The 23,535-nt window shown below is 71.7% G+C and carries 23 protein-coding genes and 1 riboswitch; of the genes, 12 read left to right on the top strand and 11 right to left on the bottom strand.

Annotated features, from left to right (window positions below; translation table 11 throughout):
- Positions 1–37: 37 nt before the first annotated feature.
- A complete protein-coding gene (locus AB0950_RS25765; RefSeq protein ID WP_366779504.1) occupies positions 38–1,423 on the top strand; it encodes a M1 family metallopeptidase in 1,386 nt (461 codons plus the stop codon).
- A gap of 15 nt (positions 1,424–1,438) precedes the next feature.
- On the opposite strand, the gene AB0950_RS25760 is transcribed toward AB0950_RS25765, so the two are convergent.
- From AB0950_RS25760 to AB0950_RS25750, 3 genes are all read right to left on the bottom strand, one after another.
- The gene (locus AB0950_RS25760) at positions 1,439–1,912 is read right to left on the bottom strand and encodes a hypothetical protein (protein WP_360160000.1); all 474 of its coding nucleotides are present in this window, start codon (positions 1,910–1,912) and stop codon (positions 1,439–1,441) included.
- A gap of 7 nt (positions 1,913–1,919) precedes the next feature.
- Positions 1,920–2,876: a bifunctional GNAT family N-acetyltransferase/NUDIX hydrolase gene (locus tag AB0950_RS25755; protein WP_360159999.1), complete on the bottom strand. Its 957-nt coding sequence runs from the start codon at positions 2,874–2,876 to the stop codon at positions 1,920–1,922.
- Between the two features lie 235 nt (positions 2,877–3,111).
- The gene (locus tag AB0950_RS25750) at positions 3,112–3,687 is read right to left on the bottom strand and encodes a TerD family protein (protein ID WP_360159998.1); all 576 of its coding nucleotides are present in this window, start codon (positions 3,685–3,687) and stop codon (positions 3,112–3,114) included.
- A gap of 186 nt (positions 3,688–3,873) precedes the next feature.
- Here AB0950_RS25750 and arfB point away from each other — a divergent pair, with 186 nt between their 5' ends.
- Positions 3,874–4,311, top strand: coding sequence for an alternative ribosome rescue aminoacyl-tRNA hydrolase ArfB (arfB, locus tag AB0950_RS25745; RefSeq protein WP_360159997.1), 438 nt, complete (start codon positions 3,874–3,876; stop codon positions 4,309–4,311).
- A 132-nt stretch (positions 4,312–4,443) separates the two neighbouring features.
- Positions 4,444–5,304 (top strand): sigma-70 family RNA polymerase sigma factor, encoded by an 861-nt coding sequence (locus AB0950_RS25740; RefSeq protein ID WP_366779503.1) that lies wholly within the window; start codon positions 4,444–4,446, stop codon positions 5,302–5,304.
- A 30-nt stretch (positions 5,305–5,334) separates the two neighbouring features.
- Here AB0950_RS25740 and AB0950_RS25735 read toward each other — a convergent pair whose 3' ends face one another.
- Positions 5,335–5,907, bottom strand: a complete 573-nt coding sequence (locus tag AB0950_RS25735; RefSeq protein ID WP_360159995.1) for a flavin reductase family protein — start codon at positions 5,905–5,907, stop codon at positions 5,335–5,337.
- Between the two features lie 335 nt (positions 5,908–6,242).
- Between AB0950_RS25735 and cdgB the strand changes: the two genes are divergently transcribed.
- Positions 6,243–7,895 carry a diguanylate cyclase CdgB gene (gene cdgB, locus AB0950_RS25730; RefSeq protein WP_360159994.1) on the top strand — a complete coding sequence of 551 codons (1,653 nt, stop codon included), beginning with the start codon at positions 6,243–6,245 and terminating at the stop codon, positions 7,893–7,895.
- Positions 7,896–8,012: 117 nt separating this feature from the next.
- Positions 8,013–8,933, top strand: coding sequence for a carbohydrate-binding protein (locus AB0950_RS25725; RefSeq protein WP_360575314.1), 921 nt, complete (start codon positions 8,013–8,015; stop codon positions 8,931–8,933).
- A gap of 3 nt (positions 8,934–8,936) precedes the next feature.
- Here AB0950_RS25725 and AB0950_RS25720 read toward each other — a convergent pair whose 3' ends face one another.
- The 3 genes from AB0950_RS25720 to AB0950_RS25710 form a co-directional block, all read right to left on the bottom strand.
- Entirely contained in the window at positions 8,937–9,866 is a 930-nt protein-coding gene (locus tag AB0950_RS25720; protein ID WP_366779502.1) for a 1-phosphofructokinase family hexose kinase, read from the bottom strand.
- Between the two features lie 136 nt (positions 9,867–10,002).
- The gene (nagA, locus tag AB0950_RS25715; RefSeq protein WP_360159991.1) at positions 10,003–11,148 is read right to left on the bottom strand and encodes an N-acetylglucosamine-6-phosphate deacetylase; all 1,146 of its coding nucleotides are present in this window, start codon (positions 11,146–11,148) and stop codon (positions 10,003–10,005) included.
- Positions 11,148–12,089, bottom strand: a complete 942-nt coding sequence (locus tag AB0950_RS25710) for an ROK family protein (protein ID WP_360160101.1) — start codon at positions 12,087–12,089, stop codon at positions 11,148–11,150. The genes nagA and AB0950_RS25710 overlap by 1 nt, the downstream gene beginning before the upstream one ends.
- A gap of 142 nt (positions 12,090–12,231) precedes the next feature.
- Between AB0950_RS25710 and AB0950_RS25705 the strand changes: the two genes are divergently transcribed.
- From AB0950_RS25705 to otsB, 3 genes are all read left to right on the top strand, one after another.
- Positions 12,232–13,494 (top strand): extracellular solute-binding protein, encoded by a 1,263-nt coding sequence (locus tag AB0950_RS25705; protein ID WP_360159990.1) that lies wholly within the window; start codon positions 12,232–12,234, stop codon positions 13,492–13,494.
- Positions 13,495–13,530: 36 nt separating this feature from the next.
- Positions 13,531–13,755, top strand: coding sequence for a DUF3263 domain-containing protein (locus AB0950_RS25700; protein WP_360159989.1), 225 nt, complete (start codon positions 13,531–13,533; stop codon positions 13,753–13,755).
- 158 nt (positions 13,756–13,913) lie between these two features.
- Entirely contained in the window at positions 13,914–14,747 is an 834-nt protein-coding gene (gene otsB / locus AB0950_RS25695) for a trehalose-phosphatase (protein WP_360159988.1), read from the top strand.
- Here otsB and AB0950_RS25690 read toward each other — a convergent pair.
- A complete protein-coding gene (locus tag AB0950_RS25690; protein WP_366779501.1) occupies positions 14,735–16,177 on the bottom strand; it encodes a trehalose-6-phosphate synthase in 1,443 nt (480 codons plus the stop codon). The two genes, otsB and AB0950_RS25690, sit on opposite strands and share 13 nt — an antisense overlap.
- 73 nt (positions 16,178–16,250) lie before the next feature.
- Positions 16,251–17,195 carry a glucosyl-3-phosphoglycerate synthase gene (locus AB0950_RS25685; protein WP_360159986.1) on the bottom strand — a complete coding sequence of 315 codons (945 nt, stop codon included), beginning with the start codon at positions 17,193–17,195 and terminating at the stop codon, positions 16,251–16,253.
- A gap of 161 nt (positions 17,196–17,356) precedes the next feature.
- Positions 17,357–17,512: riboswitch (SAM riboswitch) on the top strand.
- 18 nt (positions 17,513–17,530) lie between these two features.
- Between AB0950_RS25685 and thrC the strand changes: the two genes are divergently transcribed.
- The 4 genes from thrC to groL all read left to right on the top strand — a co-directional run bounded on the left by thrC (position 17,531) and on the right by groL (position 21,775).
- Positions 17,531–18,814, top strand: a complete 1,284-nt coding sequence (gene thrC / locus AB0950_RS25680) for a threonine synthase (protein ID WP_360159985.1) — start codon at positions 17,531–17,533, stop codon at positions 18,812–18,814.
- 95 nt (positions 18,815–18,909) lie between these two features.
- Positions 18,910–19,185 (top strand): ubiquitin-like small modifier protein 1, encoded by a 276-nt coding sequence (locus AB0950_RS25675; RefSeq protein ID WP_330339203.1) that lies wholly within the window; start codon positions 18,910–18,912, stop codon positions 19,183–19,185.
- Positions 19,186–19,617: 432 nt separating this feature from the next.
- Complete coding sequence (locus AB0950_RS25670) at positions 19,618–19,824, top strand: cold-shock protein (RefSeq protein WP_019057200.1); 207 nt, start codon at positions 19,618–19,620, stop codon at positions 19,822–19,824.
- A gap of 328 nt (positions 19,825–20,152) precedes the next feature.
- Positions 20,153–21,775: a chaperonin GroEL gene (gene groL, locus AB0950_RS25665; protein ID WP_360159984.1), complete on the top strand. Its 1,623-nt coding sequence runs from the start codon at positions 20,153–20,155 to the stop codon at positions 21,773–21,775.
- Between the two features lie 96 nt (positions 21,776–21,871).
- Here groL and AB0950_RS25660 read toward each other — a convergent pair whose 3' ends face one another.
- Positions 21,872–22,552 carry a Uma2 family endonuclease gene (locus AB0950_RS25660; RefSeq protein WP_366779500.1) on the bottom strand — a complete coding sequence of 227 codons (681 nt, stop codon included), beginning with the start codon at positions 22,550–22,552 and terminating at the stop codon, positions 21,872–21,874.
- Positions 22,553–22,612: 60 nt separating this feature from the next.
- Positions 22,613–23,437, bottom strand: a complete 825-nt coding sequence (locus AB0950_RS25655) for a hypothetical protein (protein WP_366779539.1) — start codon at positions 23,435–23,437, stop codon at positions 22,613–22,615.
- Between the last annotated feature and the right edge of the window lie 98 nt (positions 23,438–23,535).

Below are 23,535 nucleotides of genomic sequence, written 5' to 3'. Positions count from 1 at the left end.
GAGGAGCACCGCAACCGCGGCACTTAAGATCACTGACATGTCCAGATCCGTGCGCCTTGTCCCGGCCGTCGTGGCGCTCCTCGCCCTCACCGCCACCGCGTGCGACGGCGGTGTGCACGGCACCCCCGGCGGATCCGGCGTACGCGACCCCTACTTCCCGAAGGCCGGCAACGGCGGCTACGACGTCGGGCACTACGACCTCGCCCTCGACTACACCCCCGGCACCCGCCGTCTCACCGGTACGGCCGTCATCACCGCCCGCGCCACCCAGGACCTGTCCGCCTTCGACCTGGACCTCGCCGGGCTGCACGTCGACGCGGTCACCGTGGAGGGCAGGAAGGCCCGCTTCAACCGGGCCGGCCAGGAACTCACCGTCCGCCCGCACGACGACCTCCGCAAGGGGGAGACCTTCAGCACCACCGTCCGCTACTCGGGCATCCCGCACACCCTCACCGACCCCGACGGCTCGAAGGAGGGCTGGCTGCCCACCGCCGACGGCGCCCTCGGCCTCGGCGAACCCGTCGGCTCCATGGCCTGGTTCCCGAGCGACGACCACCCCTTCGACAAGGCGTCCTACGACATCACGGTCACCGTCCCCGAAGGCCTGCAGGCCGTGTCCAACGGCGAGTTGGCGGGCCAGTCCACCCGGGGCGGCCGTACGGCGTTCCACTGGCACGTCGCCCAGCCCATGGCGACCTACCTCGCCACCGTCGCCGTCGGCCGCTTCGGCCTCACCCGCGGCACCGGCCCGCACGGGCTGCCGATCCTCACCGCCGTCGACCCCACCCAGGCCAAGGCGAGCGAGAAGGTGCTCGCGCAGCTCCCCGCGGTCATCAAGTGGGAGGAGACCAACTTCGGCCCGTACCCCTTCTCCTCCACCGGCGCGATCGTCGACCGCCCCGACGACTCCGGGTACGCCCTGGAGACCCAGAACCGGCCCGTCTTCCCCGGCGCCCCGGACACCGGCACCCTCGTGCACGAACTCGCCCACCAGTGGTACGGCGACTCGGTCACCCCCAAGTCCTGGCAGGACATGTGGCTCAACGAGGGCTTCGCCACCTACGCGGAGTGGCTGTGGTGGGAGGACCACGGCGGCGAAAGCTGCCGGCAGACCTTCATGGACTACTACAACGGGAAGGACAGGACCGTCTGGGCCTTCCCGCCCGCGAAGCCGTCGAGCGCCGCGCACATCTCCGACGGCCCCGTCTACCAGCGTGGCGCGATGGTCCTGCAGAAGATCCGGGAGAAGGTCGGCGACGACACCTTCTACGCCATCATCCAGGGCTGGGCCGCCGCCCACCGCCACGGCAGCGCGAGCACCGCGGACTTCACGGCGTACGTGCAGAAGAAGGCCCCGCACCAGGACTTCAGCGAGATCTGGAAGGACTGGCTGTACGGGGACGGCAAGCCGGCCCGTCCGTGACGGGAGCGGTGTCTTCTAGGCGTCCCGCTCCAGGGCGGCGCGCATCGCGGCGCGGGCCGTCCAGACGGCCTGCGCGTGCCGGAGCCGGTGCTCCTGGAACTCCGGTGTGTCCGGCGCCGGATCGCCCGCCGCGTACACCTCCAGCAGCCCGCGCAGGGTGGTGTACACGTCCTCCATGACGGCCGTCGTCTCCTCCGGGGCGCACAGCAGCACGGTCTCCCGGACCTCGTCGCAGCCCGAGCCGCGGAAGGCGTCCCGTACGGCGGCGTCCCGGCGGCCGGCGGGGCCGTCCCGGTGAGCCAGGGCGGCCGTGTGCATGTCCTCGTAGGCCAGCCGGTACCTGGTCAGGCAGGTGACGTACAGGTCCCGCCGCTCGCGCCGGTCCCGCTCACCGGTCTCGCGCCGCCACCGCACCCGGTCGGCGAGCAGCGTCGAGCCGACCCCGACGACGGCGCCGAGTCCCGTGGCGGCCAGTGTCGTCCACTCCACCGCCCGCTCAGCCCTCCCACGCGTGCAGCAGCCCGGCGAGGCCCGGCGGCCACACCGGTTCGGCCTGCTCGGCCAGTTCCCGCCGGGTCCACCAGCGCCAGGTGAGGATGCCGTCGGCGGCGTGCGCGGCGGCGAGCCGGGGGCCGGCCGGGTCCCGGCGCGGACCGCGGGTGACGTACACGTGCTCGTGCTGGCGGACGCGCGTGCCCGAGTGGGTGAAGTCGTGTTCCCAGGTGCACAGCAGCGGGCCCGGCTCCAGGTCCGTCCAGCCGGTCTCCTCGGCCAGCTCCCGCAGGGCCGCCTCGCGCGGGGACTCGCCGGGCTCCAGGCCGCCGCCGGGCAGCGCCCAGTGGACGCCGACCTCCACGTTGTCGTACCGGAGCAGAAGCACCGCGCCGTCCGGGGCCACCACGGCGGTCCGGGCGGCCTTCCGCGGCGTGCGCTGCGGGTCGCCCAGCACCTTGCGCAGCACGGCGCAGGGGCGGCCGAGGGCGCGGTCGGGGCGGTGGCCGATGACCTCGTAGCCGACGGAGGTCCAGAAGGCGAGGGCCTTGGGGTTGTTCTCGAGCACGGCGAGCCGTACGGCGCTGCGGTGGCCCTGCGCGCGGAAGCGGTCCTCGACGAGCCCGGCGACGGCCCGGCCGTGGCCCTTGCCGTGCTCGGCCGCGTCCACCATCAGCAGCCCGATCCACGGATCCGGGTCGGCGGGGTCGGGGTGGTGGGCGAGCGTGCAGGCGAGGCCGACGAGGCGTCCGTCCTCCGTGCGGGCGAGCAGCACCTCGGCGCCCGGCACGGCCAGGTCCCCGGCCAGTGCGGTCGCGACCTGCTCGGGGCGTATGCCGTCCGGGTCGGGAAAGTCGCCGCTGAGCCGGTGGAACTCACGGTTGGAGGCGTAGAGCGCGGTCAGCTCGGCCAGCAGCGCGGGCGGCAACTCCCGGTCGGCGGGCAGGGGTTCCAGGATCACGCGGGCACGCTATCCCCGACGAGGCACCGCCCACTCCCGGTTTTCCGCCGCCGGGAACCGCATTGCCGGCCGGGAGGCCTCCGGTCGCGGCCCACCGCAGCGGTCGCGGCCCACCGCAGCCGAGGGCCGCCGCTCATCACCACAGGCTCCGGCCGGCGCAGTGCCTCGCTCCTCCCAGACCCCGGCCCCGGACAAGCGGCCGAGGCCCGGCGCAGCGTCCGGTGTCCGGTGTCCGTCAGACGTTGACGCCGAAGTCCTGGGCGATGCCGACCAGGCCCGAGGCGTAACCCTGGCCCACCGCGCGGAACTTCCACTCCGCGCCGTTGCGGTACAGCTCGCCGAAGACCATGGCCGTCTCGGTGGCGGCGTCCTCGGAGAGGTCGTAGCGGGCGATCTCGGCGCCGCCGGCCTGGTTGACGATGCGGATGTAGGCGTTGCGGACCTGGCCGAAGTTCTGGCCGCGGTTCTCGGCGTCGTAGATGGAGACCGGGAAGACGACCTTGTCGATGTCGGCCGGGAGCGCGGCCAGGTTGACGTTGATCGCCTCGTCGTCGCCCGCGCCCTCGCCCGTGCGGTTGTCGCCGGTGTGGACGATGGTGTTGTCCGGGGTCTGCTTGTTGTTGAAGAAGACGAAGTGCGCGTCCGAGTAGACCTTGCCCTGGGGGTTCACCGCGATGGCGGAGGCGTCCAGGTCGAAGTCCGTGCCGGTGGTGGTGCGGACGTCCCAGCCGAGGCCCACGGTGACGGCGGTCAGGCCCGGAGCCTCCTTGGTGAGCGAGACGTTGCCGCCCTTGGACAGGCTTACAGCCATGTTGGGAGTCCCTTCCCTTGGATATGTGTGGTGCAGTGCCGTTGAAGCTACCGTCACCACGAAGAACGTCGAGGGGGGTCCCCGCGGTTCCGGATCCCTTTACCTTTTTTACCGAGCGTCCTTCCCGCCGGGTGGGAGGACGCGGCCGGGAAATCCAGGTGACGCGGACCGGGCGGGACCGGGAACATGGGACGCATGTCCGGTCCTTACGTCATCCGCGGCTCCGTCTCGCTTCCCGAGGCCGAGCTGATGTGGCGTTTCTCCAGGTCGTCCGGCCCCGGCGGACAGCACGTCAACACCAGTGACTCGGCCGTGGAGCTGCGCTTCGACCTCGCCGGCACCGAGGCGCTGCCCCCGGTGTGGAAGGAGCGGGCGCTCAAGCGGCTCGCGGGCCGGCTCGTCGACGGCGTGGTGTCCGTACGCGCCTCCGAGCACCGCTCGCAGTGGCGCAACCGCGAGGCCGCAGCCGTACGCCTCGCGGCCCTTCTCGCGGAGGCCAGCGCGCCCCCGCCGAAGCCGCGCAGACCCACCCGCATCCCGCGCGGCATCAACGAACGCCGGCTGCGGGAGAAGAAGCAGCGCTCGGAGACGAAGCGGGGCCGGTCGGGCCACGACTGGGGGTGAGCCCCGGGCGGGCGTGCCCTTCAGGGTGTGCCCGTCACCGCCGAAGGCACCTCCGGCGTCACATCCGTGCTCCGCGGTTCGTCAGTGAGGTGGAAGACCCACGACGACGGACGGAAGAGGCCGGGCAGCCCGATGAGTGACCACGAGCAGCAGGACCGTGACGACGCGTTTCTCGCCGAGCGGTTCGAGGCGTACCGGGCGCATCTGCGGGGCGTCGCCTACCGGATGCTGGGCTCGGCCGCGGAGGCCGAGGACGCGGTGCAGGAGGCGTGGTTCCGGCTGAGCCGGAGCGACACGAGCGAGGTCGGCAACCTCGGCGGCTGGCTGACGACCGTCGTCGGACGGGTCTGCCTCGACATGCTCCGCTCCCGCCGTTCACGGGGCGAGGAGCCGTTGGACACCTGGCGCCCGGGCGCCTCCGCCGGGCTGGACCCGGCGCAGGACGCCGTGCTCGCGGACTCGGTCGGGCTGGCGCTCCTGGTCGTCCTGGACACGCTCTCGCCGGCCGAGCGGCTGGCGTTCGTGCTGCACGACCTGTTCGGGGTGCCGTTCGAGGAGATCGCCGGCGTGCTCGGGCGCAGCCCGTCCGCGGCGCGGCAGCTGGCCAGCCGGGCGCGGCGCCGGGTGCGGGGCGCGGACGCGCCCAGGACCGATCTGGTACGGCAGCGGGAGGTGGTCGACGCCTTCCTGGCGGCCGCGCGCGAGGGCGACTTCGACGGGCTGCTGGAGGTCCTCGACCCGGACGTGGTGGCGCGCGGCGATACCGGTGTGACCGTCGGTGCGGCGCAGGTCGCCGCCGGCGCGCAGCGCTACGCGCACGTGACGCGGGTGGCGCAGCCGGCGCTGGTCGACGGCGCGACGGGCCTGGTGGTGTACGCGCAGGGCCGCCTGGAGCGGGTGCTGACGTTCACCTTCGTCGCTGACCGCATCACGTCCATCGACGCCGTGACGGACCCGGAGGAGCTGGCCGGGCTGACCGTCGAGCCGGTGTAGCGCGGCCGCCCGGGCCGGCGGGCGCGGGGCTCAGCCCAACTGCCGGTAGCGGCCCCGGAAATACAGCAGCGGGCCGCCCTCCGCGCTCGGTACCCGCGCGGTCAGGACGCGGCCGATGACCAGGGTGTGGTCGCCGGCCGTCACCCGCTGCTCGGTGCGGCACTCCAGCGTGGCCAGCGCCCCGCCCACCAGCGGGGCGCCGGTGACCTCGCCACGGACGTAGGGGATGTCCTCGAAGAGCAGACGGTCGCTGATGCGGCCCTTCATGGCGAAGCGGCCCGCGATGTGCCGCTGGCTCCCGGCGAGGACCGACACCGCCCACAGGGGCTGCTCGTCGAGCAGGTCGTCCATGCGGGCGCCCGTGCGCAGGCTCACCAGGACCAGCGGCGGATCGAGGGAGACGGACATGAAGGCGGTGGCGGTCATGCCGACGTCCTCCATGCCCGGCGCGTCCGGGTCGTCCGGGTCCAGCGGCGGCTCCTGGGCGGTCACCAGGACCACCCCGGCGGCCAGTCGGGACATCGCGGCCCGGAACTCGTCGTTGCTCACCCCCTCAGCATGCCCGGAAGCGGCGAGGGCGGTGGAAGAGGGAGTGTTCAGCACACCCGAAACGCTAGTCTGCGCCCTTCGCGGCGCGCATCGGGCCTCCGTCCGAGCCTGGTCCTAGGTCCAGCGGCCGAGGCGTGTGTGCATGATGTGCAGGCACGCACAAAGCATGCGTTCAGGAAAGGCACGGGTAAAACGCGGAAACTCCACTCAATTGTTCACGTTCACCTGTGACTTGAGTCACAAGGGGCAGGAATTGTTGACCCTGTGTACCGAGTGGGCAGCGCGCTGTGATTCAGTGGCGGGGAACTGAGAAGCACCGTAAGAGGCACCCTTAAGTAGCGCCGAAGACAACCCTTGATTCGCTGCGAGGTCTCGGGGGGAGGGCGAGCATGGAGACCGAGTCGGAGCCGTATGTCCGTCTTGCGTCCCTGCGACAGCTGCACCAGGTCATGGCCGACATGAACACGGCACGCAGCCTGGCCGACACACTGCAGACCGTCGCCGACGGCGCCGTGCAGGCCCTCGGGTACGAGATGGCGTGCGTGAACCTGGTCCGCCCCGACGGCGACCTCGTCGTCGCCGCGTTCGCCGGGAACTCCGCCGCCGAGGCCCTGATCACCGGCCGGGTCGGCTCCCGCGAGTCCTGGGAGCGGCGGCTGGGCATGGGGGAGCGCTGGGGGGACCTGGTCTTCATCCCGCACACCGAGGGCTGGGTGCTGGACGACGACGACGTACCGCAGTGGTTCACCGACGGGCCCGCGCCGCGCTTCGAGGACGAGTGGCACCCCTCCGACCGCCTCTTCGCGCCCATGTACGCGCCGGGCGTGCAGGGCGGCGGCTCCGGTGAGCTGCTCGGCGTCATATCCGTCGACCGGCCGCGCAACGGCCGGCGGCCCGGCGCCTGGGGCCGCGAGGCCCTGCAGATGTACGCCTTCCAGGCCGCCATCGCGATCAGCAACGCGCGTCTGCGCGCCAACATGCAGCGCGCCCTCGTCCGCCTGGAGCGCGAGCAGCAGGCCCTGCGGGCGAGCGAGGAAAGCTTCAGGCAGGCCTTCGAGTACGCCCCCTCCGGCATGGCGATCGCCGAGATGGGCGGCGAGCAGCACGGCCGCATCCTGCGCACCAACGACGCCCTGTGCCGCCTGCTGGGCCGCCCCGCCTCCGCGATGCGCCGCTACTCCTTCTCCGACCTGGTCCACCCCGAGGACATCGGCACCCTGCTGCGGACCTCGGCGGAGGGCGGCCGCGCCGAGCTGCGCCTGGGCCGCCGGGACGGCACGTACGTCTGGGTGTCGCTGCGCAACTCCGTCGTCGCGGACGCCGCCGACGGCCCCCGCTTCCTGCTGACCCACGTCGAGGACATAGAGGAGCGCAAGCGCCGCGAGCTGCAGCTCGCCCACCGCGCCTCCCACGACTCCCTGACCGGCCTGCCGAACTCCGCCGAGCTGCGCTCGCGCCTCGCCGCCCGGCTGTGCCGGCGCCCGGCCCACGCCGAGCTGGAGTCCCTGGACGCGGCCTACAGCCACCCCGCCTTCGACATGCCGGCGGGCCACGGCTTCGACTTCCGGCCGGGCACGGACGGCTACGATGGGTACGACCACCATGTGCACACCGTCGCCCCCGAGGACGGCCGCGACGACGGCACCAAGGGTCTCGCGGTGCTCTTCTGCGACCTCGACGGCTTCAAGTCGATCAACGACCGGTTCGGGCACAACGCGGGCGACGCGGTCCTCATCGAGGTCGCGCGCAGGCTCTCGCGCGGGGTGCGGGACGGCGACACGGTCGCCCGCCTCGGCGGCGACGAGTTCGTGATCCTCGCCGACGGGCTCGGCCGGGCCGACGCCCAGGACCTCGCCGTACGGCTGCGCAACGAGATCATCCAGCCCATCCGGGCCGAGGGCCGGGCCGTCCGGGTGGGCGCCAGCTTCGGCATCGGATGGGCGCACTGCGGCATGACGGCGGACGAAGTGTTGAAGTCCGCCGACGAGCGGATGTACGTAGAGAAACGATCTCGTCCCAAACAGCACCGACGCGCCGGGTGATCCGCAGGTCAGCGCGCTGATGCGGTCTGAGTCACCCGTTTGGGGCAGCGGGAGCGGGTAGGCTCGCACTTCCAGACCTGTACCGCATCCGCCCGCACCCGCTGAGGAGACCTAGGGATGACGCCCGGCGAAAACGGCCCGAGCACGCCCGAGGACGACGACCCGTTCGGCTATCTGTACGCCGACGGTCAGGCCAGAGGGGCTCAGCCGCCGTCCGGCGGTTACGGCTACCCGAACTCGGTCAGCAGAGTGCGCACGGTCGGCGAGCGCCAGTACGGCCAGCCGGCGATGCCGCAGCAGCAGGCCGGCTACGGCCAGCCGAACGCCTACTACCAGGCCCCCGAGACCCTCCCCGGCGGCGCCCCGCCGAGCACCCCCCGCTCCGCGCCCCCCGCACCGGGCCGCCGCGGCCCGAACACCAGGGGCCTGCTGATCGGCGCGGTCGCGGTGGTCGCCGCGGTCGTCATCGGCATCGGCATCGCCATGCTCAACGGCAACCCGGACGACAAGAAGAACGACGCCGGGTCCAGCACGGCTCCCACCCAGTCCCAGAGCCACACCCCGAGCCCGTCGAACAACGACTCGCCGGCGAACGACGAGCTGAAGACCGACGCGGCCGGCGACGGCGTCCAGCTGGCGGGCGGCGCGACGAAGGCCTCGGACGTCAAGGGCGCGCAGAGCTCCGACGGCTCCTACGTGGGCGGTCTGAACCAGGTCGGCGCCTCGATCACCTGGAGCGTCGACAACGTCCCCGCGCAGGGCGAGTACACCCTGTTCACGCACTTCAGCGTGGCGGGCCCGGACCAGAAGATGACGGTCAGCATCAACGGCAAGCCGTTCGCCACCGGACTGCCGCTGAAGAACTACACCCACGCCAAGGACGGCGACTACGCCCACGGCTGGACGACGACCTACGTGTACCCCACCCTCAACAAGGGCTCCAACACGATCTCCATCTCCTGCCAGCCCGGCGACCAGTGCAACGCCCTGATCGACCAGCTCCGGCTCCAGCAGGGCGAGCACACGCTGCACGGCTAGGGCCTAGGCCGCGCTGACCACCCCGGTCACCGCCACCCGCTCCAGCAGCTCTTCGTACGCCGCCCGGTCGAACTCGCCCGCTGCGGGCGCTCGTACGGTCGCCGTCGACAGGGCGACCGCGCGGGCCAGGCGGTCCGGCCAGGGAAGCTGCTGGACGAGCCCGGACAGCAGGCCCGCCACCGCCGAGTCGCCCGCGCCGGTCGGGTTGCCGTGCACCGCGGCCGGTGGTGCGGCGCGCCAGCGGCCCTCCGGGGTGACCGCCAGCAGGCCCTGCGGGCCGAGGGAGGCCACGACCGCGTGGGCGCCGCGCCGGCGCGCGTCCTGGGTGGCGCGCAGCGGCTCGTGGGAGCCGGTGAGTTCGGCCAGTTCGTCGGCGTTGGGTTTGACCAGGTCGGGCCGGGCGGCCACGCCGCGGCGCAGCGGTTCGCCGCTGGTGTCCAGCAGGACGGGGACCCGGTGGGCGCGGGCGACCCGGACCAGGTTCGCGTACGCCCCCACCGGCACGCCCGGCGGCAGGCTGCCGCACAGGGCCACCGCCGAGGCGGACGGCAGGAGTTCGTCGTAGCGGTCGAGGAAGGCGCCCCACTCGGCGGGTGCTATCTGCGGGCCCGGCTCATTCAACTGGGTCGTGTCGCCGGAGAGTTCGTCGACGACCGCGATCGTGCGCCGGGTCGCCCCGGCCACCGGGACCAGCGCGTCCGTCAGGCCGGGGACGCCGGCCAGCCGGTCGCGTATCTCCCGCCCGGTCCCGCCGCCCGCGAACCCGGTGACCGTCACCTCGTGCCCGAGCGCCGCCAGCACCCGGGCCACGTTCACTCCCTTGCCGCCCGCCCGCTCGACGACCTCCGACACCCGGTGCGAGGCGTGCGGCCGCAGCGACCGCACGCGATAGGTGAGGTCGAGAGCGGTGTTCAGCGTGACCGTGAGGATCACCCGGGCCGGCCTCCCTCGAAGTCCCTGCGGCACGTCGCCCGCGCCTGTCATCGGTTTCCGGGTCCACGATCATGCCAAACAGACGGCGGCCCGCCCAGTCACGAGCAGGCCGCCGCCTGAGGAAAAGACGGGCAGATCAGGCCAGTTGGGGCGGGGTGACCACCCACTCGCCCTGCCGCATCACGCCCTTGAGGTCGAAGTCCGCGTCCACCAGGAGCAGGTCGGCGTCCTTGCCGGGCTCCAGGGAGCCGATGCGGTCGAAGAGGCCCAGCAGGCGGGCCGGGTTCACGGACAGGGCCTTCACGGCGTCCTGCACCGGCAGCCCGTCCACGGTCACCGCCCGCTTGAACGCGCGGTCCAGGGTGAGCGTGGAGCCCGCGATCGAGCCGCCCTGAACCAGCCGGGCCACGCCCTCGCTGACCTCGACCTCGAGCGGGCCGAGCATGTAGCGGCCGTCGCCGGTGCCGGCCGCGTCCATGGCGTCCGTGATGAACGCGACCCGGTCGGCGCCCGCGTGGTGGAAGGCCAGCTGAAGCGCGGCCGGGTGCAGGTGCGTGCCGTCGTCGATCAGCTCGACCGTGACCCGCTCGTCCTCCAGCAGCGCCGCGATCGGCCCGGGGGCGCGGTGGCCCAGCGCGGGCATCGCGTTGAACAGGTGGGTGGCGACCGTGGCGCCCGCGTCGATCGCCTCGACCGTCTGCTCGTACGTGGCGTCCGTGTGCCCGATCGCCGCGATGACACCGTGCTCGGCGAGCAGCCGTACCGAGTCGACGCCGCCCGGCAGCTCCGTGGCGAGCGTGACCATCGTCGCCCTGCCGCGCGCCGCGTCGATCAGCTTGCGGACCTCGGCCGGGTCCGGGTCGCGCAGCAGCGCCTCGGAGTGCGCGCCCTTGCGGCACGGCGAGATGAAGGGCCCCTCGAAGTGGATGCCGGCGATCTCGCCCTGCTCGGCCAGTTCGCTCAGCAGCCCGGCCTGCCGCGCCAGCAGGTCCATCTCGTCGGTGACGGTGGAGGCGACCAGGGTGGTGGTGCCGTGCGCGCGGTGCGTGCGGACGGCGGTGAGGACGTCGTCGGCGGTGCCGGAGAAGGAGGCTCCGCCGCCGCCGTGGTTGTGGATGTCCACGAAACCGGGGATCAGCCAGTGGCCGGACACGTCGATCACCGGGGCGCTCTCGGCGGCCCGGGCCACGATCCGCGTCCCCTCGACGGACACGCGCCCGTCGTCCACCACTCCGCTGGGCAGCACCACCCGAGCACCTGCGAGAACCAAGCTGGGAGCCATCAGGCGGTTACCTCCGAGGGGTCGGTGGGGTCGAGGAGATCGCGGGCCAGCAGACCCGCGCCGAGGCAGCCGGCCGTGTCCCCCAGCGCCGCCGGGACGATGGCCGGGACTTTCTGGAAGGTGACCCGCCGCCGGACGGCGTCCCGCAGGGGCTGGAACAGCACGTCCCCCGCCTCGGCGAGCCCGCCGCCGATGATCAGGGTGCGCGGGTCCAGCAGGGTCAGCGCGGTGACCAGGCCGTCGGCGAGCGCGTCGACCGCCTCCTGCCAGACCCGGACGGCGTTCGGATCGCCGGACGCGACGGCCTTGGCGCAGTCGGCGGCGTCCGCGTCCGGGTCCCCGCAGACCGCCGCCCACGCCTCGCTCACGGCGGACGCGGAGGCGTACCGCTCCAGGCAGCCGCGCTGCCCGCACGGACAGGGCAGCCCGCCGGGCCGTACGACGACATGGCCGATCTCGCCCGCGAAGCCGTGCGCGCCCGCCTCCACCCGCCCGTCGATGCCGATGGCGCCGGCGATCCCGGTGCCGAGCGGCACGAACAGGAACCGGTCGGCGCCCCGGCCCGCGCCGATCCGGCCCTCGGCGAGCCCGCCGGTGCGCACGTCGTGGCCGAGGGCGACCGGGATGCCGAGCCGTTCGCCGAGCAGGGCGCGCAGCGGTACGTCCCGCCAGCCGAGGTTGGCCGCGTAGGAGGCGATGCCCCGCTCCTCGTCCACGATGCCGGGGACCGCGATGCCGGCAGCGGCGGCGGACTGGCCGTAGTGCGCGAGGCCGTACCCGTGCAGCTCGGCGGCGAAGTCGAGGATCGCCGCGACCACCGCGTCCGGTCCGCGCTCGCGTCCGGTGGCGCGGCGGGCGCGGTGGAGCAGCCCGCCGTCGTCGCCGACGAGGGCGGCCTTCATCCCGGTACCGCCCACGTCGAGGGCGATGACATGTCTCACCACGGTCCCTAGTGTGGCCCTCCCACCCAGGAGAGGTCTAGTCCACTCACGTGGTGTAGACCTTATGTGTCCATATGTTGAACGGTCACACAGCAGGGTTGGGGTTTTGAGGGTGCGTCGACGTACGGCAGGAACGATCGCGGTGGTGTCCGCACTGGGCATGACGGCGGTCCTCGGCGGCTGCGGGAGCACGGGCTCCTCCGACGTCACCCTCAGACTCGTCGCCGCCGACTACGGCGACTCCCCGGCCAACAGCTCCAAGAAGTACTGGGACGCCCTGGCCAAGGCATACGAGTCCAAGCACCCCGGCGTGAAGATCGACGTCAGCGTCTACTCCTGGAACGACGTCGACGCCAAGGTGAAGGACATGGTCGCCGCCGGCCACGCCCCCGACCTGGCCCAGATCGGCGCCTACGCCGACTACGCCGCCGCCGGCAAGCTCTACCCGGCCTCCGACCTGCTCTCCATACGCACCCAGGCCGACTTCCTCTCCCCGCTCTCCGAGGCCGGGCAGTGGAACCACACGCAGTACGGCATCCCGTTCGCGGCCTCCACGCGCGTGCTCTTCTACAACAAGACCCTGTTCGCCAAGGCCGGCATCACCCCGCCCACCACCTGGGACGAGTTGGCCGCCGACGCCACGGCGCTCAGGGCCAAGGGCGTGAAGTACCCCTTCGCGCTGCCCCTCGGCCCCGAGGAGGCCCAGGCCGAGACCATGCAGTGGATGCTCAGCGGCGCGAACTCCGACAACGACGGCGACGGCTACACCGACGACATCGGCACCTACACCATCGACTCCGCACCGAACGTCCAGACCTTCACCTGGCTCAAGGACGCCCTGGTCGACAAGGGCCTGACCGGGCCGGTCGCACCCGGCAAGCTGAACCGCGCGGACGCCTTCGCCGCGTTCGCCGACGGCCAGGTCGGCATGCTCAACGGACACCCCACGCTGATCCAGCAGGCCGAGAAGAAGGGCGTGAAGTTCGGCATGGTGCCGACGCCGGGGCGCACCGGCCCGGCCCGGGCCTCCATGGGCGTCGCCGACTGGATGATGGCCTTCCGGCAGAACGGCCACCGCGACCAGATCGGCGACTTCCTCGACTTCGTCTACAGCGAGAAGAACGTCCTCGCCTTCTCCCGCGAGTACGGCCTGCTCCCGGTCACCGGCTCCGCCTCGACGGCGATGAGCGACTCGGACGCCGCCCCCGACAAGGCCCTGCACCCCTTCCTCGACCAGCTGCCCACCTCCGAGCTGTACCCCGTCGGCAAGACGTCCTGGGCGACGGTCAGCGCGGCCGTGAAGCAGAACATCGGCCAGGCCGTCGCCCCCGGCGGCGATCCCGCCGGCGTCCTCAGCCGCCTCCAGGCGACCGCCACGGCGGCGGACAGCAGCGCCAACAACTGACGGCCCCTGTCAGTGCCCGCCGCTACGGTGGCTCCCATGGAACTCGGCCCCCGCGAACACGCCATCCTCGCCCTGGAGCGCCGCGCCTTCCCCGGCCCCGGCGCGAAGGAGCGAGCGATACGCGAGCAACTGGGCCTGTCCCCGGTCCGCTACTACCAGCTCCTGAACGCCCTGCTGGACGACGAGCGGGCCCTGGCGTCGGATCCGGTGACGGTGAACCGCCTGCGCAGGGTGAGAGAGGCCAGACGCAGAGAGCGCTGAGCCGCGCAACGGCGGCAGGCCTGACAGGGGTGCCCTTTCCAGCCGACCGAGACGGGTGGGCGGGTGGGCAAGCGGGGGTCCAGGGGGCGGAGCCCCCTGGCGGGGTCTGGGGCTGAGCCCCAGGAGTGAGCGCGCCCGAGCTTGGATAGGGTCGCCGTATGGACGCTCTGCCCACCCCGCAGACCCACCCCGGCCAGGCCGGACTCGCCGCTTTGCTCGCCAAGCCCAGCGCAGCTGTCGTCGGCCTGGACTTCGACGGCACGCTGGCCCCCATCGTCGCCGACCCCGAACAGGCCCGCGCCCACCCGGAAGCCGTACCCGCACTCGCGGCCCTCGCGCCGAAGGTCGCCTCCATCGCGGTGATCACCGGCCGCCCCGCCGGCGTCGCCGTCCGCTACGGCGGCTTCGCCGGCGTCCCCGGCCTGGAGCACCTGACCGTCCTCGGCCACTACGGCGCCGAACGCTGGGACGCGGTCACCGGCACCGTCACCGCCCCGGCCCCGCACCCCGGCGTCGCGGCGACCCGCGCCGAACTCCCGGGCGTCCTGGACCGCGCGGGCGCCTGGCCCGGCACCTGGATCGAGGAGAAGGGCCGGGCGGTCGCGGTGCACACCCGCCGCGCCGCCGACCCGCAGGCCGCGTTCGAGGCGCTGCGCGGCCCCCTCACCGACCTCGCCGCCCGGCACGGTCTGATCGTGGAACCGGGCCGCATGGTCCTGGAGCTGCGCCCGCCGGGCATGGACAAGGGCGTGGCGCTCGCCGACCACGTCCGCAGGACCGGCGCCGAGTGCGTGGTCTACGCCGGTGACGACCTCGGCGACCTGCCGGCCTTCGCCGCCGTCGACAAGCTCCGCTCCGACGGCGTCCCCGGCCTGCTGGTGTGCAGCGGCAGCGCGGAGGTCGCGGAACTGGCGGAACGGGCCGACGTGGTGGTCGACGGCCCGGCCGGCGTCGTACAGCTGCTGCGGTCGCTCGCGGCTCAGCTCGGCTGAAGCTCCTGAAGCGCCCGCAGCTGGTCCAGGAACCACCGGGCGGGCGGCAGCGCGGTGGCCGCGTCGGCCAGCCGTTTCGACCGCTCCGCCCGCTCGGCGTCCGGCAGGCTCAGCGCCTCGTGCAGCGCCCGCGCGGTCTCCAGCACGTCGTAGGGGTTGACCGCGAACGCGTGCGGGCCCAGCTCCTCGTACGCCCCCGCCTCCCGGGACAGCACCAGCGCGCAGCCCTGGTCGGAGACGACCGGCACCTCCTTGGCGACCAGGTTCATGCCGTCCCGGATGGGGTTGACGAGGGCCACGTCGGCGAGCCGGTACGCGGCCAGCGAGCGCGCGAAGTCGTCCTTGACGTGCAGCACCACCGGGGTCCAGGCGGGCGTGCCGTACGCGGAGTTGATCTCCTCGGCCACCCGCTGCACCGCGGCCGTGTAGTCCCGGTACACGGCGAGGTCCTGCCGCGACGGATACGCGAACGCGACGTGCACCACCCGCTCCCGCCACTCGGGGTGCTCCTCCAGCAGCTGCCGGTAGGCCAGCAGGCCGCGCACGATGTTCTTGGACAGCTCGGTGCGGTCGACGCGGACGACGGTCCGGCGGCCCTCGCCGATCTCCTCGCGCAGCGCGGTGATCCGTTCCTCGACGTCCGGCTCGTGCGCCCGCTTGCGCAGGAAGTCCCCGTCCGCGCCCAGACCGTGCACGCCGATGCGCGTGTCCGCGGGCATCCCGGACTGCAGGACCGTCTGCGCGCAGTCCCGGAACGCGTCCGCCCAGCGCTGTGTCAGGAACGCCACCCGGTCGGCGCCGAGCATGCCCGTCATCAGCTGCTCGCGGATGTCGTCCGGGAGCAGCCGGAAGTACTCGGGCGGCGCCCACGGCGTGTGCGAGAAGTGCCCGATCCGCAGGTCGGGGCGCAGCTCGCGCAGCATCCCCGGCACCAGGCACAGGTGGTAGTCCTGGACGAGGACGGCCGCGCCCCCGGCCGCCTCCTCGGCCAGCGCCTCGGCGAACGCGCGGTTGTAGGTCTCGTACGACGCCCACTGCCGGCGGAACTCCGCGTCGAAGACCGGCTCCAGCGGGGTCTGGTACAGCATGTGGTGCACGAACCACAGCACCGAGTTGGCGATGCCGTTGTAGGCGTCCGCGTGCACGCGCGCGTCGATGTCCAGCATCCGCACCCGCTGCCCGCCGCTGTCCTCGGCCGGCAGCAGCCCGCCACCGGCCCGCCGTACGGCCTCGCGGTCGCCGTCGCCCAGCGCCGCGCACACCCACAGCGAGTCCGCGTCCGAGCCGATGGCCGACAGTCCCGAGACCAGCCCGCCGCCGCCCCGCTTGGCGCGCAGCGCACCGCCCTCGTCCACCGTGTACGAAACCGGGCCGCGGTTGGACGCGACCAGCACCTGAGCTTTCTTGGCAGCAGCATCCGTGGAAGCCATGGTCCTCAACCTAGCCCCGCCCGGAAACGCTCAAACGTACGGCCCTGCCCGGCGCGCCGCCGTATACGAACGTTCACGCCACCTTGCGTTCCGCGTACTCCGCGATCTCCACCATCGGCGGCCGCTCCTCGGTGTCCACCGAGTAGGTGCGCGGCTCGAAGCCGTCCTCGCCCCGCTCGAACTGGGTGAGGGAGGGCCGGACCAGGTGGCCGCGGGCCAGCCTGAGCTGGGCCGTGCGGTAGATCGCGGCGGCCATCCGGCCGAGGGCCTGGCCGTCCTGGTGGCGGTGCTTGCGCACGCCCACGTCCACCTGGGCCAGCGCGTCGAGGCCGACCAGGTGCAGGGCGTCCACCAGCATGCCCAGCTCCACGCCGTACCCGACGGGGAACGGCAGCTGCTCCAGCAGGCTGCGCCGGGCCGCGTACTCGCCGCCCAGCGGCTGCACGAACCCGGCGAGCTGCGGCCAGTGCATGTTCAGCAGCGGGCGGGCCATCAGCTCGGTGACCCGGCCGCCCTGTCCGGCGCTCCCGGCGAGCGGGCGGTCGTACATGCCCTTGACCAGGTCCACTCCGGGGTCCGTGAGCAGCGGGCCGACGATCCCGGAGACGAAGTCGGCGGAGAAGTCCCTGAGGTCCGCGTCGATGAAGCAGATGATGTCGCCGCCGGTCACCAGCAGGGAGCGCCACAGCACCTCACCCTTTCCGGGGACGGCGGGAATGCGCGGCAGGATCTCGTCCCGGTGAACGACCCGGGCGCCCGCGGCGGCGGCGACCTGGGAGGTGCGGTCGGTGGAGCCGGAGTCGACGACGACGATCTCGTCGACGAGCGGGACCCGTTCCACGAGGTCGCGGCGGATGACCGTGACGATGTCGCCGACCGTCTCCTCCTCGTTGAGCGCGGGCAGCACGACGCTGATCGTCTGGCCCGTGCGCTGCTTGGCCGACAGGATGCGGTGGAGCGGGCGATCGGCCACGGACCAGGAGCGGGTGGCCAGCCAGTGCTCGACTTCTTCCAGCACGGTCTGCGGCTCCTCACTGTTCGTGATCGCACGGGCGGCACCGTGTGATCCATCTCGCGGTTCGGACGACTATCTCAACTGTCCTGGCCTTCGGTTACAGTCTTGAACAACGCCGATGACCATCGCATGTCGGGGGTCAGCGTGCGTCCACAACCGCATACCGCTCATCCAGAGGGGCAGAGGGACACGGCCCGATGAAGCCCCGGCAACCCTCCAGTCGGTTCTCGTAGATCACTGCTGATCGCTCCGCGAGGCTCCCGGCTAGGGAAGGTGCCAAATCCGTCTCACGGCGAGATGCGTCGTGAGGAAGATGAGGAGAAAGGGCCTCGCCTCACATGGCTGTGCAGACAGTTGCAAGCTCCAGCAGTTCCACCGTCGATCTCGGTCCCGCCGCGGCCCTGAGCTGTCGCGAGTGCGGTCACCGCGTCCCGCTCGGCCCGGTCTTCGCCTGCGAGGAGTGTTTCGGCCCGCTGGAGATCGCCTACGACTTCTCCGCCTACGACACCGAAGAGCTGCGCCGCCGCATCGAGTCCGGCCCCGCGAACATCTGGCGCTACGCCCCGCTGCTGCCCGTCCCGGCCGACGTGGCCGACAAGCCCAACCTGAACCCGGGCTGGACCAAGCTCGTCAAGGCCGACAACCTCGCCCGTGAACTGGGCGTCAGCGGCGGCCTGTTCGTCAAGGACGACTCCGGCAACCCGACCCACTCCTTCAAGGACCGGGTCGTCGCCCAGGCCCTGGAGGCCGCGCGCGCCTTCGGCTTCACCACCCTGTCCTGCTCCTCCACCGGCAACCTCGCCGGCGCCGTCGGCGCCGCCGCCGCCCGGGCCGGCTTCCGCTCCTGCGTGTTCATCCCGCACGACCTGGAGCAGGGCAAGGTCGTCATGGCCGCGATCTACGGCGGCGACCTCGTCGGCATCGAGGGCAACTACGACGACGTGAACCGCTTCTGCTCCGAGCTGATCGGCGACCCGGCCGGCGAGGGCTGGGGCTTCGTCAACGTCAACCTGCGGCCGTACTACGCGGAGGGCTCCAAGACGCTGGCGTACGAGATCTGCGAGCAGCTCGGCTGGCGGCTGCCCGACCAGATCGTCGTCCCGATCGCCTCCGGCTCCCAGCTCACCAAGATCGACAAGGGTCTGCAGGAGCTGATCAAGCTCGGTCTGGTCGAGGACAAGCCGTACAAGATCTTCGGCGCCCAGGCCGAGGGCTGCTCGCCGGTGTCCACCGCCTTCAAGGCCGGGCACGACGTCGTACGGCCCCAGAAGCCGAACACCATCGCCAAGTCCCTCGCCATCGGCAACCCGGCCGACGGGCCGTACGTCCTGGACATCGCGCGCCGCACCGGCGGCGCCGTGGAGGACGTCACGGACGAGGAAGTCGTCGACGCCATCAAGCTGCTGGCCCGCACCGAGGGCATCTTCGCGGAGACGGCGGGCGGCGTGACCGTCGGCGTCACCCGCAAGCTGCTCAAGGACGGCGTCCTGGACCCGACGAAGACCACGGTGGTCCTCAACACCGGCGACGGCCTGAAGACGCTGGACGCGGTGGCCGGCACGGGGCTCACCGTGACGATCCGTCCCACCCTGGACTCTTTCCGGGAGGCGGGGCTTGCGTAGGGGCTTCGGCCCATCGATTTCGTCTGCGGGCCGGTGGGGGCTGGTCGCGCAGTCCCCCGCGCCCCTGAGGGCGATGAGCTGACCGGAGGTCATAGATGAGCGTCACCGTTCGCATCCCCACCATCCTGCGCACCTACACCGGCGGCCAGGCCGAGGTGACCGCCGAGGGCGCCACCCTCGCCGAGGTCATCGAGGACCTGGAGAAGAACCACACCGGCATCGCCGCGCGCGTCCTGGACGACCAGGGCAAGCTGCGCCGGTTCGTCAACGTCTACGTCAACGACGACGACGTCCGCTTCGAGCAGGGCCTTGAGACGGCGACCCCGGACGGCGCCGGTGTCTCCATCATTCCGGCGGTCGCCGGCGGCTGATCATTACCTTGGGTAACTGCCGTTACTCGTTGTTCATGGAATTGCCCCCTCCGCAAGAGAAGCGGAGGGGGCAATTCCATGTGATTGAGCGCGGTAGAGTTGGGGAACGCGCTCCCGGTCCGACAGGTCGGGAGCCTTGCATTCATGCCGCACGCCCGACAAGAAGTAGCCAAAGTATGCGGGCTTTATGCGGCTTTTGTAATGCTTTGTGGAGCCCGACTTGCCCTGAAGTCGGACGAATTCTCACCACATTCCGGACCGTTGCCTTCCAGAATTCTCGTCCGATTGACCTGTTGCAGACGGCAGTTGGACAGATACATTCAGCCGCGGTCGACGCGTTCCGGCGCACGCCCCCGACCGTTGGGGGGTGAGGTCTGACCCGGGTCCGCGAAGTGTGGATCTGTGCAAGGGCCAGTAATAGGGGAGTTAGGCATGGCTCAGGGCACCGTCAAGTGGTTCAACGCGGAGAAGGGGTACGGCTTCATCGCGGTCGACGGTGGTGCGGATGTTTTCGTCCACTACAGCGCGATCCAGATGGACGGTTACCGCACCCTGGAAGAGGGGCAGCGGGTCGACTTCGAGATCTCGCAGGGCCAGAAGGGCCCGCAGGCGGACATGGTCCGGCTGGCGACCAGCTGAAGCACGCGTCGGCTGACAGCGACGTTCTTCTGTTTCATCGTCGAAGGGCCCGCACCTCCCGGGGTGCGGGCCCTTCGTCATGCCCGGCGCGCCCCTGTTCGCGCGCGGCTGAGCGCGACCTCCGGCACCCGCGGGGCGCTTGCACTCGGGGGGGCCGAGTGCTAATCATTGGCGTTAGCACTCTGAAGGTGAGAGTGACAGTGAAGGACCGGGTCGGTGAGGCCCGCAGGCCGGGTGGGGCAAGGAACCACGAGGCCGGCGAGCCGTCCGTCGCGGGCGCGGGCGCGGTCCGAAGGAATCACCCCCAGTCCTGGAGGGACCACTTCACATGGCCAAGATCATCGCGTTCGACGAGGAGGCGCGGCGCGGCCTCGAGCGCGGCATGAACCAGCTCGCGGACGCCGTGAAGGTGACGCTCGGCCCCAAGGGCCGCAACGTCGTCCTCGAGAAGAAGTGGGGCGCCCCCACGATCACCAACGACGGTGTCTCCATCGCCAAGGAGATCGAGCTCGAGGACCCGTACGAGAAGATCGGCGCCGAGCTGGTCAAGGAAGTCGCCAAGAAGACGGACGACGTCGCCGGTGACGGTACGACCACGGCGACCGTCCTCGCCCAGGCCCTGGTCAAGGAAGGCCTGCGCAACGTCGCCGCCGGCGCCAACCCGATGGCTCTGAAGCGCGGTATCGAGAAGGCCGTCGAGGCCGTCTCCGCCGCCCTGCTGGAGCAGGCGAAGGACGTCGAGACCAAGGAGCAGATCGCCTCCACCGCGTCCATCTCCGCCGCCGACACCCAGATCGGCGACCTGATCGCCGAGGCCATGGACAAGGTCGGCAAGGAAGGCGTCATCACCGTCGAGGAGAGCAACACCTTCGGTCTGGAGCTCGAGCTCACCGAGGGCATGCGCTTCGACAAGGGCTACATCTCCGCCTACTTCGCGACCGACATGGAGCGCATGGAGGCGGTGCTCGAGGACCCGTACATCCTCATCGCCAACTCCAAGATCTCCTCGGTCAAGGACCTGCTCCCGCTGCTGGAGAAGGTCATGCAGTCGGGCAAGCCGCTGCTGATCATCGCCGAGGACGTCGAGGGCGAGGCCCTGTCGACCCTGGTCGTCAACAAGATCCGCGGCACCTTCAAGTCCGTCGCCGTCAAGGCCCCGGGCTTCGGCGACCGCCGCAAGGCCATGCTCGGCGACATCGCCATCCTCACCGGTGGCGAGGTCATCTCCGAGGAGGTCGGCCTCAAGCTGGAGAACGCGACCCTGGACCTCCTGGGCCGCGCCCGCAAGGTCGTCATCACCAAGGACGAGACCACCATCGTCGACGGCGCCGGCTCCTCCGAGCAGGTGGGCGGCCGCGTCAACCAGATCCGCGCCGAGATCGAGAACAGCGACTCCGACTACGACCGCGAGAAGCTGCAGGAGCGCCTGGCGAAGCTCGCCGGCGGTGTCGCGGTCATCAAGGCCGGCGCCGCCACCGAGGTGGAGCTCAAGGAGCGCAAGCACCGCATCGAGGACGCCGTCCGCAACGCGAAGGCCGCCGTCGAGGAGGGCATCGTCGCCGGTGGTGGCGTGGCCCTGCTGCAGGCCTCCCAGGTCTTCGAGAAGCTGGAGCTCGAGGGTGACGAGGCGACCGGCGCCAACGCCGTCCGCATCGCGCTCGAGGCCCCGCTGAAGCAGATCGCCGTCAACGCCGGCCTCGAGGGCGGCGTCGTGGTGGAGAAGGTCCGCAACCTGACCCCGGGCCACGGCCTGAACGCCGCGACCGGCGAGTACGTCGACCTGGTCGCCGAGGGCATCATCGACCCGGCGAAGGTGACCCGCTCTGCCCTGCAGAACGCCGCCTCCATCGCCGCGCTGTTCCTCACCACCGAGGCTGTCATCGCCGACAAGCCGGAGAAGGCCGCCGCGCCGGCCGGCGGCGGCATGCCGGGCGGTGACATGGACTTCTGATCGACCTGAGGGTTGATCGCCTGTCCTTCGGACCGAGGGCGGCACGTCCAGCTTCCGGCTGGGTGTGCCGCCCTCGGGCGTTTTCGGGTTCCAGGCTCAGTCGGCGTAGTCCTTGAGCTTCTCGGTGTCGAGAGTGATGCCCACCGGAGGCGGCAGTTCGACGGTCGCGCCCCAGGGACGGGTGGAGCACTGGAGGTAACGCCCGTCCTTCGGTTCGCTGTACACGCTGACCGTGGCGCTGTCGCGGTCGATGAGCAGATAGACGGGGATCCCGGCCGCCGCGTAACCCACGGGCTTGTCGATGCGCTTGCGCTGGTCGGTGTCGCGGTCGTGGGAGGTGATCTCCACGGCCATGAGCGCCCCGTCGGTGTCGGACCAGTTGCCGTGCCCCTTGAAGTGGTCCACCGGTGCGAGGAAACCGTCCGTGATGGCACGGCCCTTACGGTAGGCCTCGGCCTTGACGCCTCGCTCGGGCGCAAGGTCCAGGTCAGGCCGTTGCTGCATGCACTGACGTAGCAGCCACATGAAGATCTCGCCGTGGTTGCCATCCGGCATGGCCTTGACGACTACCTTTCCGTTGACGTACTCGAGCCGCACGGTTTCGGGGGCGGCTGCGGCCAGTTCCTCGAACTCCTCCACGTCGAGCGGCCCGTGCCGGATGCACAGCCTTCCGCCCAGGAACTCGAGCCGGTTCCGCAGCTCCCTGGGAGCCCTGCGGACGAGTTCCTCGACGTCCTCGACGGACATCTGCGGGCGTTCTTCGGTGTCAGGGGTCATGGCGTCGCCTCCTCCCCTCCATCGGTGCCCCCAGGTGGTCATGTCGGACCGTGGAAGCTGTCATACAGATGTCCTTTCCTGTCGCTTGAGAGCCATCGCAGCGCGGATCCCCGCTGCTCGGTCCGGGATCGCCGAGGGAGCCAGGGGCGCGTTGGAGCGCGTCGGCGCGCGCCCGCCCCGGCAGCCCGCACACACGCCCCCCGGCAGCGCTTCCGGCCGCCCCGGCACCCCGCACTCCGCGCACTCCAGCAGCCGCCGGGGCGCCGGGCGGGGAGCCGGTTCCGGAGGCAGTTTGTCGATCAGGCGGCGGCGGACGAGCGCGGCCGGATGGTGCACCGGGGACGGCAGACCCTCGGTGAGGGCGCGGACTACGGCCTCGTCGCTGGCCCCGCGCGCGAACCACTCCGTGAGCAGCGGCGCGAGTACGGCGCAGTCGGCGGCGGACAGCGACAGCACGGGCGCCGTACGGCCCAGGGCGGCGAGCAGCATGTGGGCGCGGGACCGGGTGGGGCGGCCTGGTGACGGCTCGGCCGGCTCCTCCGGTACGTCGCCCCGTGTGAACGCCGCCCACCAGGCGTCGTCGCGGGCGGTACGGGACCACCACGATCGGGTGATCCACCGGGTGCCGCCGGACTCCGTCTCCAGCCGCTCCCGGCCGCGCCGCAAGTGCCCCGCCGTCTGAAGGCGGTTGAGGATCGTCCGCAGGGCGCACTGGCCGTAGGGGAGCTGCTTGGCCAGCGTTTTCACCGAGATGTCGGCGCCTTCGGGGACGCGGTCGAGGTAGGCGGCGACGGCTGCTTCGCGGGGCGGGAGGTGCGAGAAGTCGTGGTTGGTGCGCGGGCGTTGGTCCGGTGCCGAGCGCTTGCCGTAACCCGGATTGGCCATCGGGTGCGGGGTCGCGTGCGCGGGCAGGAGGGCAGGGCTAAAGTGGGTGTCAGCCACGGGATCGCCTCGTGATCTCGTCGGTCAAGCCCCCGCAGGTG

The organism is Streptomyces sp. NPDC007189, from assembly GCF_040703635.1.
In the GTDB taxonomy this organism is placed as follows: domain Bacteria; phylum Actinomycetota; class Actinomycetes; order Streptomycetales; family Streptomycetaceae; genus Streptomyces.
This window is presented reverse-complemented; position numbering and strand designations above follow the sequence as displayed.

What these genes read in the sequence shown, in the direction of transcription:
- AB0950_RS25765 (WP_366779504.1), top strand. Translation starts at nt 38, where the DNA reads ATGTCCAGATCCGTGCGCCTTGTCCCGGCCGTCGTGGCGCTCCTCGCC.
- AB0950_RS25750 (WP_360159998.1), bottom strand. Translation starts at nt 3,687, where the DNA reads ATGGCTGTAAGCCTGTCCAAGGGCGGCAACGTCTCGCTCACCAAGGAG.
- arfB (WP_360159997.1), top strand. Translation starts at nt 3,874, where the DNA reads ATGGGACGCATGTCCGGTCCTTACGTCATCCGCGGCTCCGTCTCGCTT.
- AB0950_RS25740 (WP_366779503.1), top strand. Translation starts at nt 4,444, where the DNA reads ATGAGTGACCACGAGCAGCAGGACCGTGACGACGCGTTTCTCGCCGAG.
- cdgB (WP_360159994.1), top strand. Translation starts at nt 6,243, where the DNA reads ATGGAGACCGAGTCGGAGCCGTATGTCCGTCTTGCGTCCCTGCGACAG.
- AB0950_RS25725 (WP_360575314.1), top strand. Translation starts at nt 8,013, where the DNA reads ATGACGCCCGGCGAAAACGGCCCGAGCACGCCCGAGGACGACGACCCG.
- nagA (WP_360159991.1), bottom strand. Translation starts at nt 11,148, where the DNA reads ATGGCTCCCAGCTTGGTTCTCGCAGGTGCTCGGGTGGTGCTGCCCAGC.
- AB0950_RS25700 (WP_360159989.1), top strand. Translation starts at nt 13,531, where the DNA reads ATGGAACTCGGCCCCCGCGAACACGCCATCCTCGCCCTGGAGCGCCGC.
- otsB (WP_360159988.1), top strand. Translation starts at nt 13,914, where the DNA reads ATGGACGCTCTGCCCACCCCGCAGACCCACCCCGGCCAGGCCGGACTC.
- AB0950_RS25690 (WP_366779501.1), bottom strand. Translation starts at nt 16,177, where the DNA reads ATGGCTTCCACGGATGCTGCTGCCAAGAAAGCTCAGGTGCTGGTCGCG.
- thrC (WP_360159985.1), top strand. Translation starts at nt 17,531, where the DNA reads ATGGCTGTGCAGACAGTTGCAAGCTCCAGCAGTTCCACCGTCGATCTC.
- AB0950_RS25675 (WP_330339203.1), top strand. Translation starts at nt 18,910, where the DNA reads ATGAGCGTCACCGTTCGCATCCCCACCATCCTGCGCACCTACACCGGC.
- AB0950_RS25670 (WP_019057200.1), top strand. Translation starts at nt 19,618, where the DNA reads ATGGCTCAGGGCACCGTCAAGTGGTTCAACGCGGAGAAGGGGTACGGC.
- groL (WP_360159984.1), top strand. Translation starts at nt 20,153, where the DNA reads ATGGCCAAGATCATCGCGTTCGACGAGGAGGCGCGGCGCGGCCTCGAG.
- AB0950_RS25660 (WP_366779500.1), bottom strand. Translation starts at nt 22,552, where the DNA reads ATGACCCCTGACACCGAAGAACGCCCGCAGATGTCCGTCGAGGACGTC.
- AB0950_RS25655 (WP_366779539.1), bottom strand. Translation starts at nt 23,437, where the DNA reads ATGGCCAATCCGGGTTACGGCAAGCGCTCGGCACCGGACCAACGCCCG.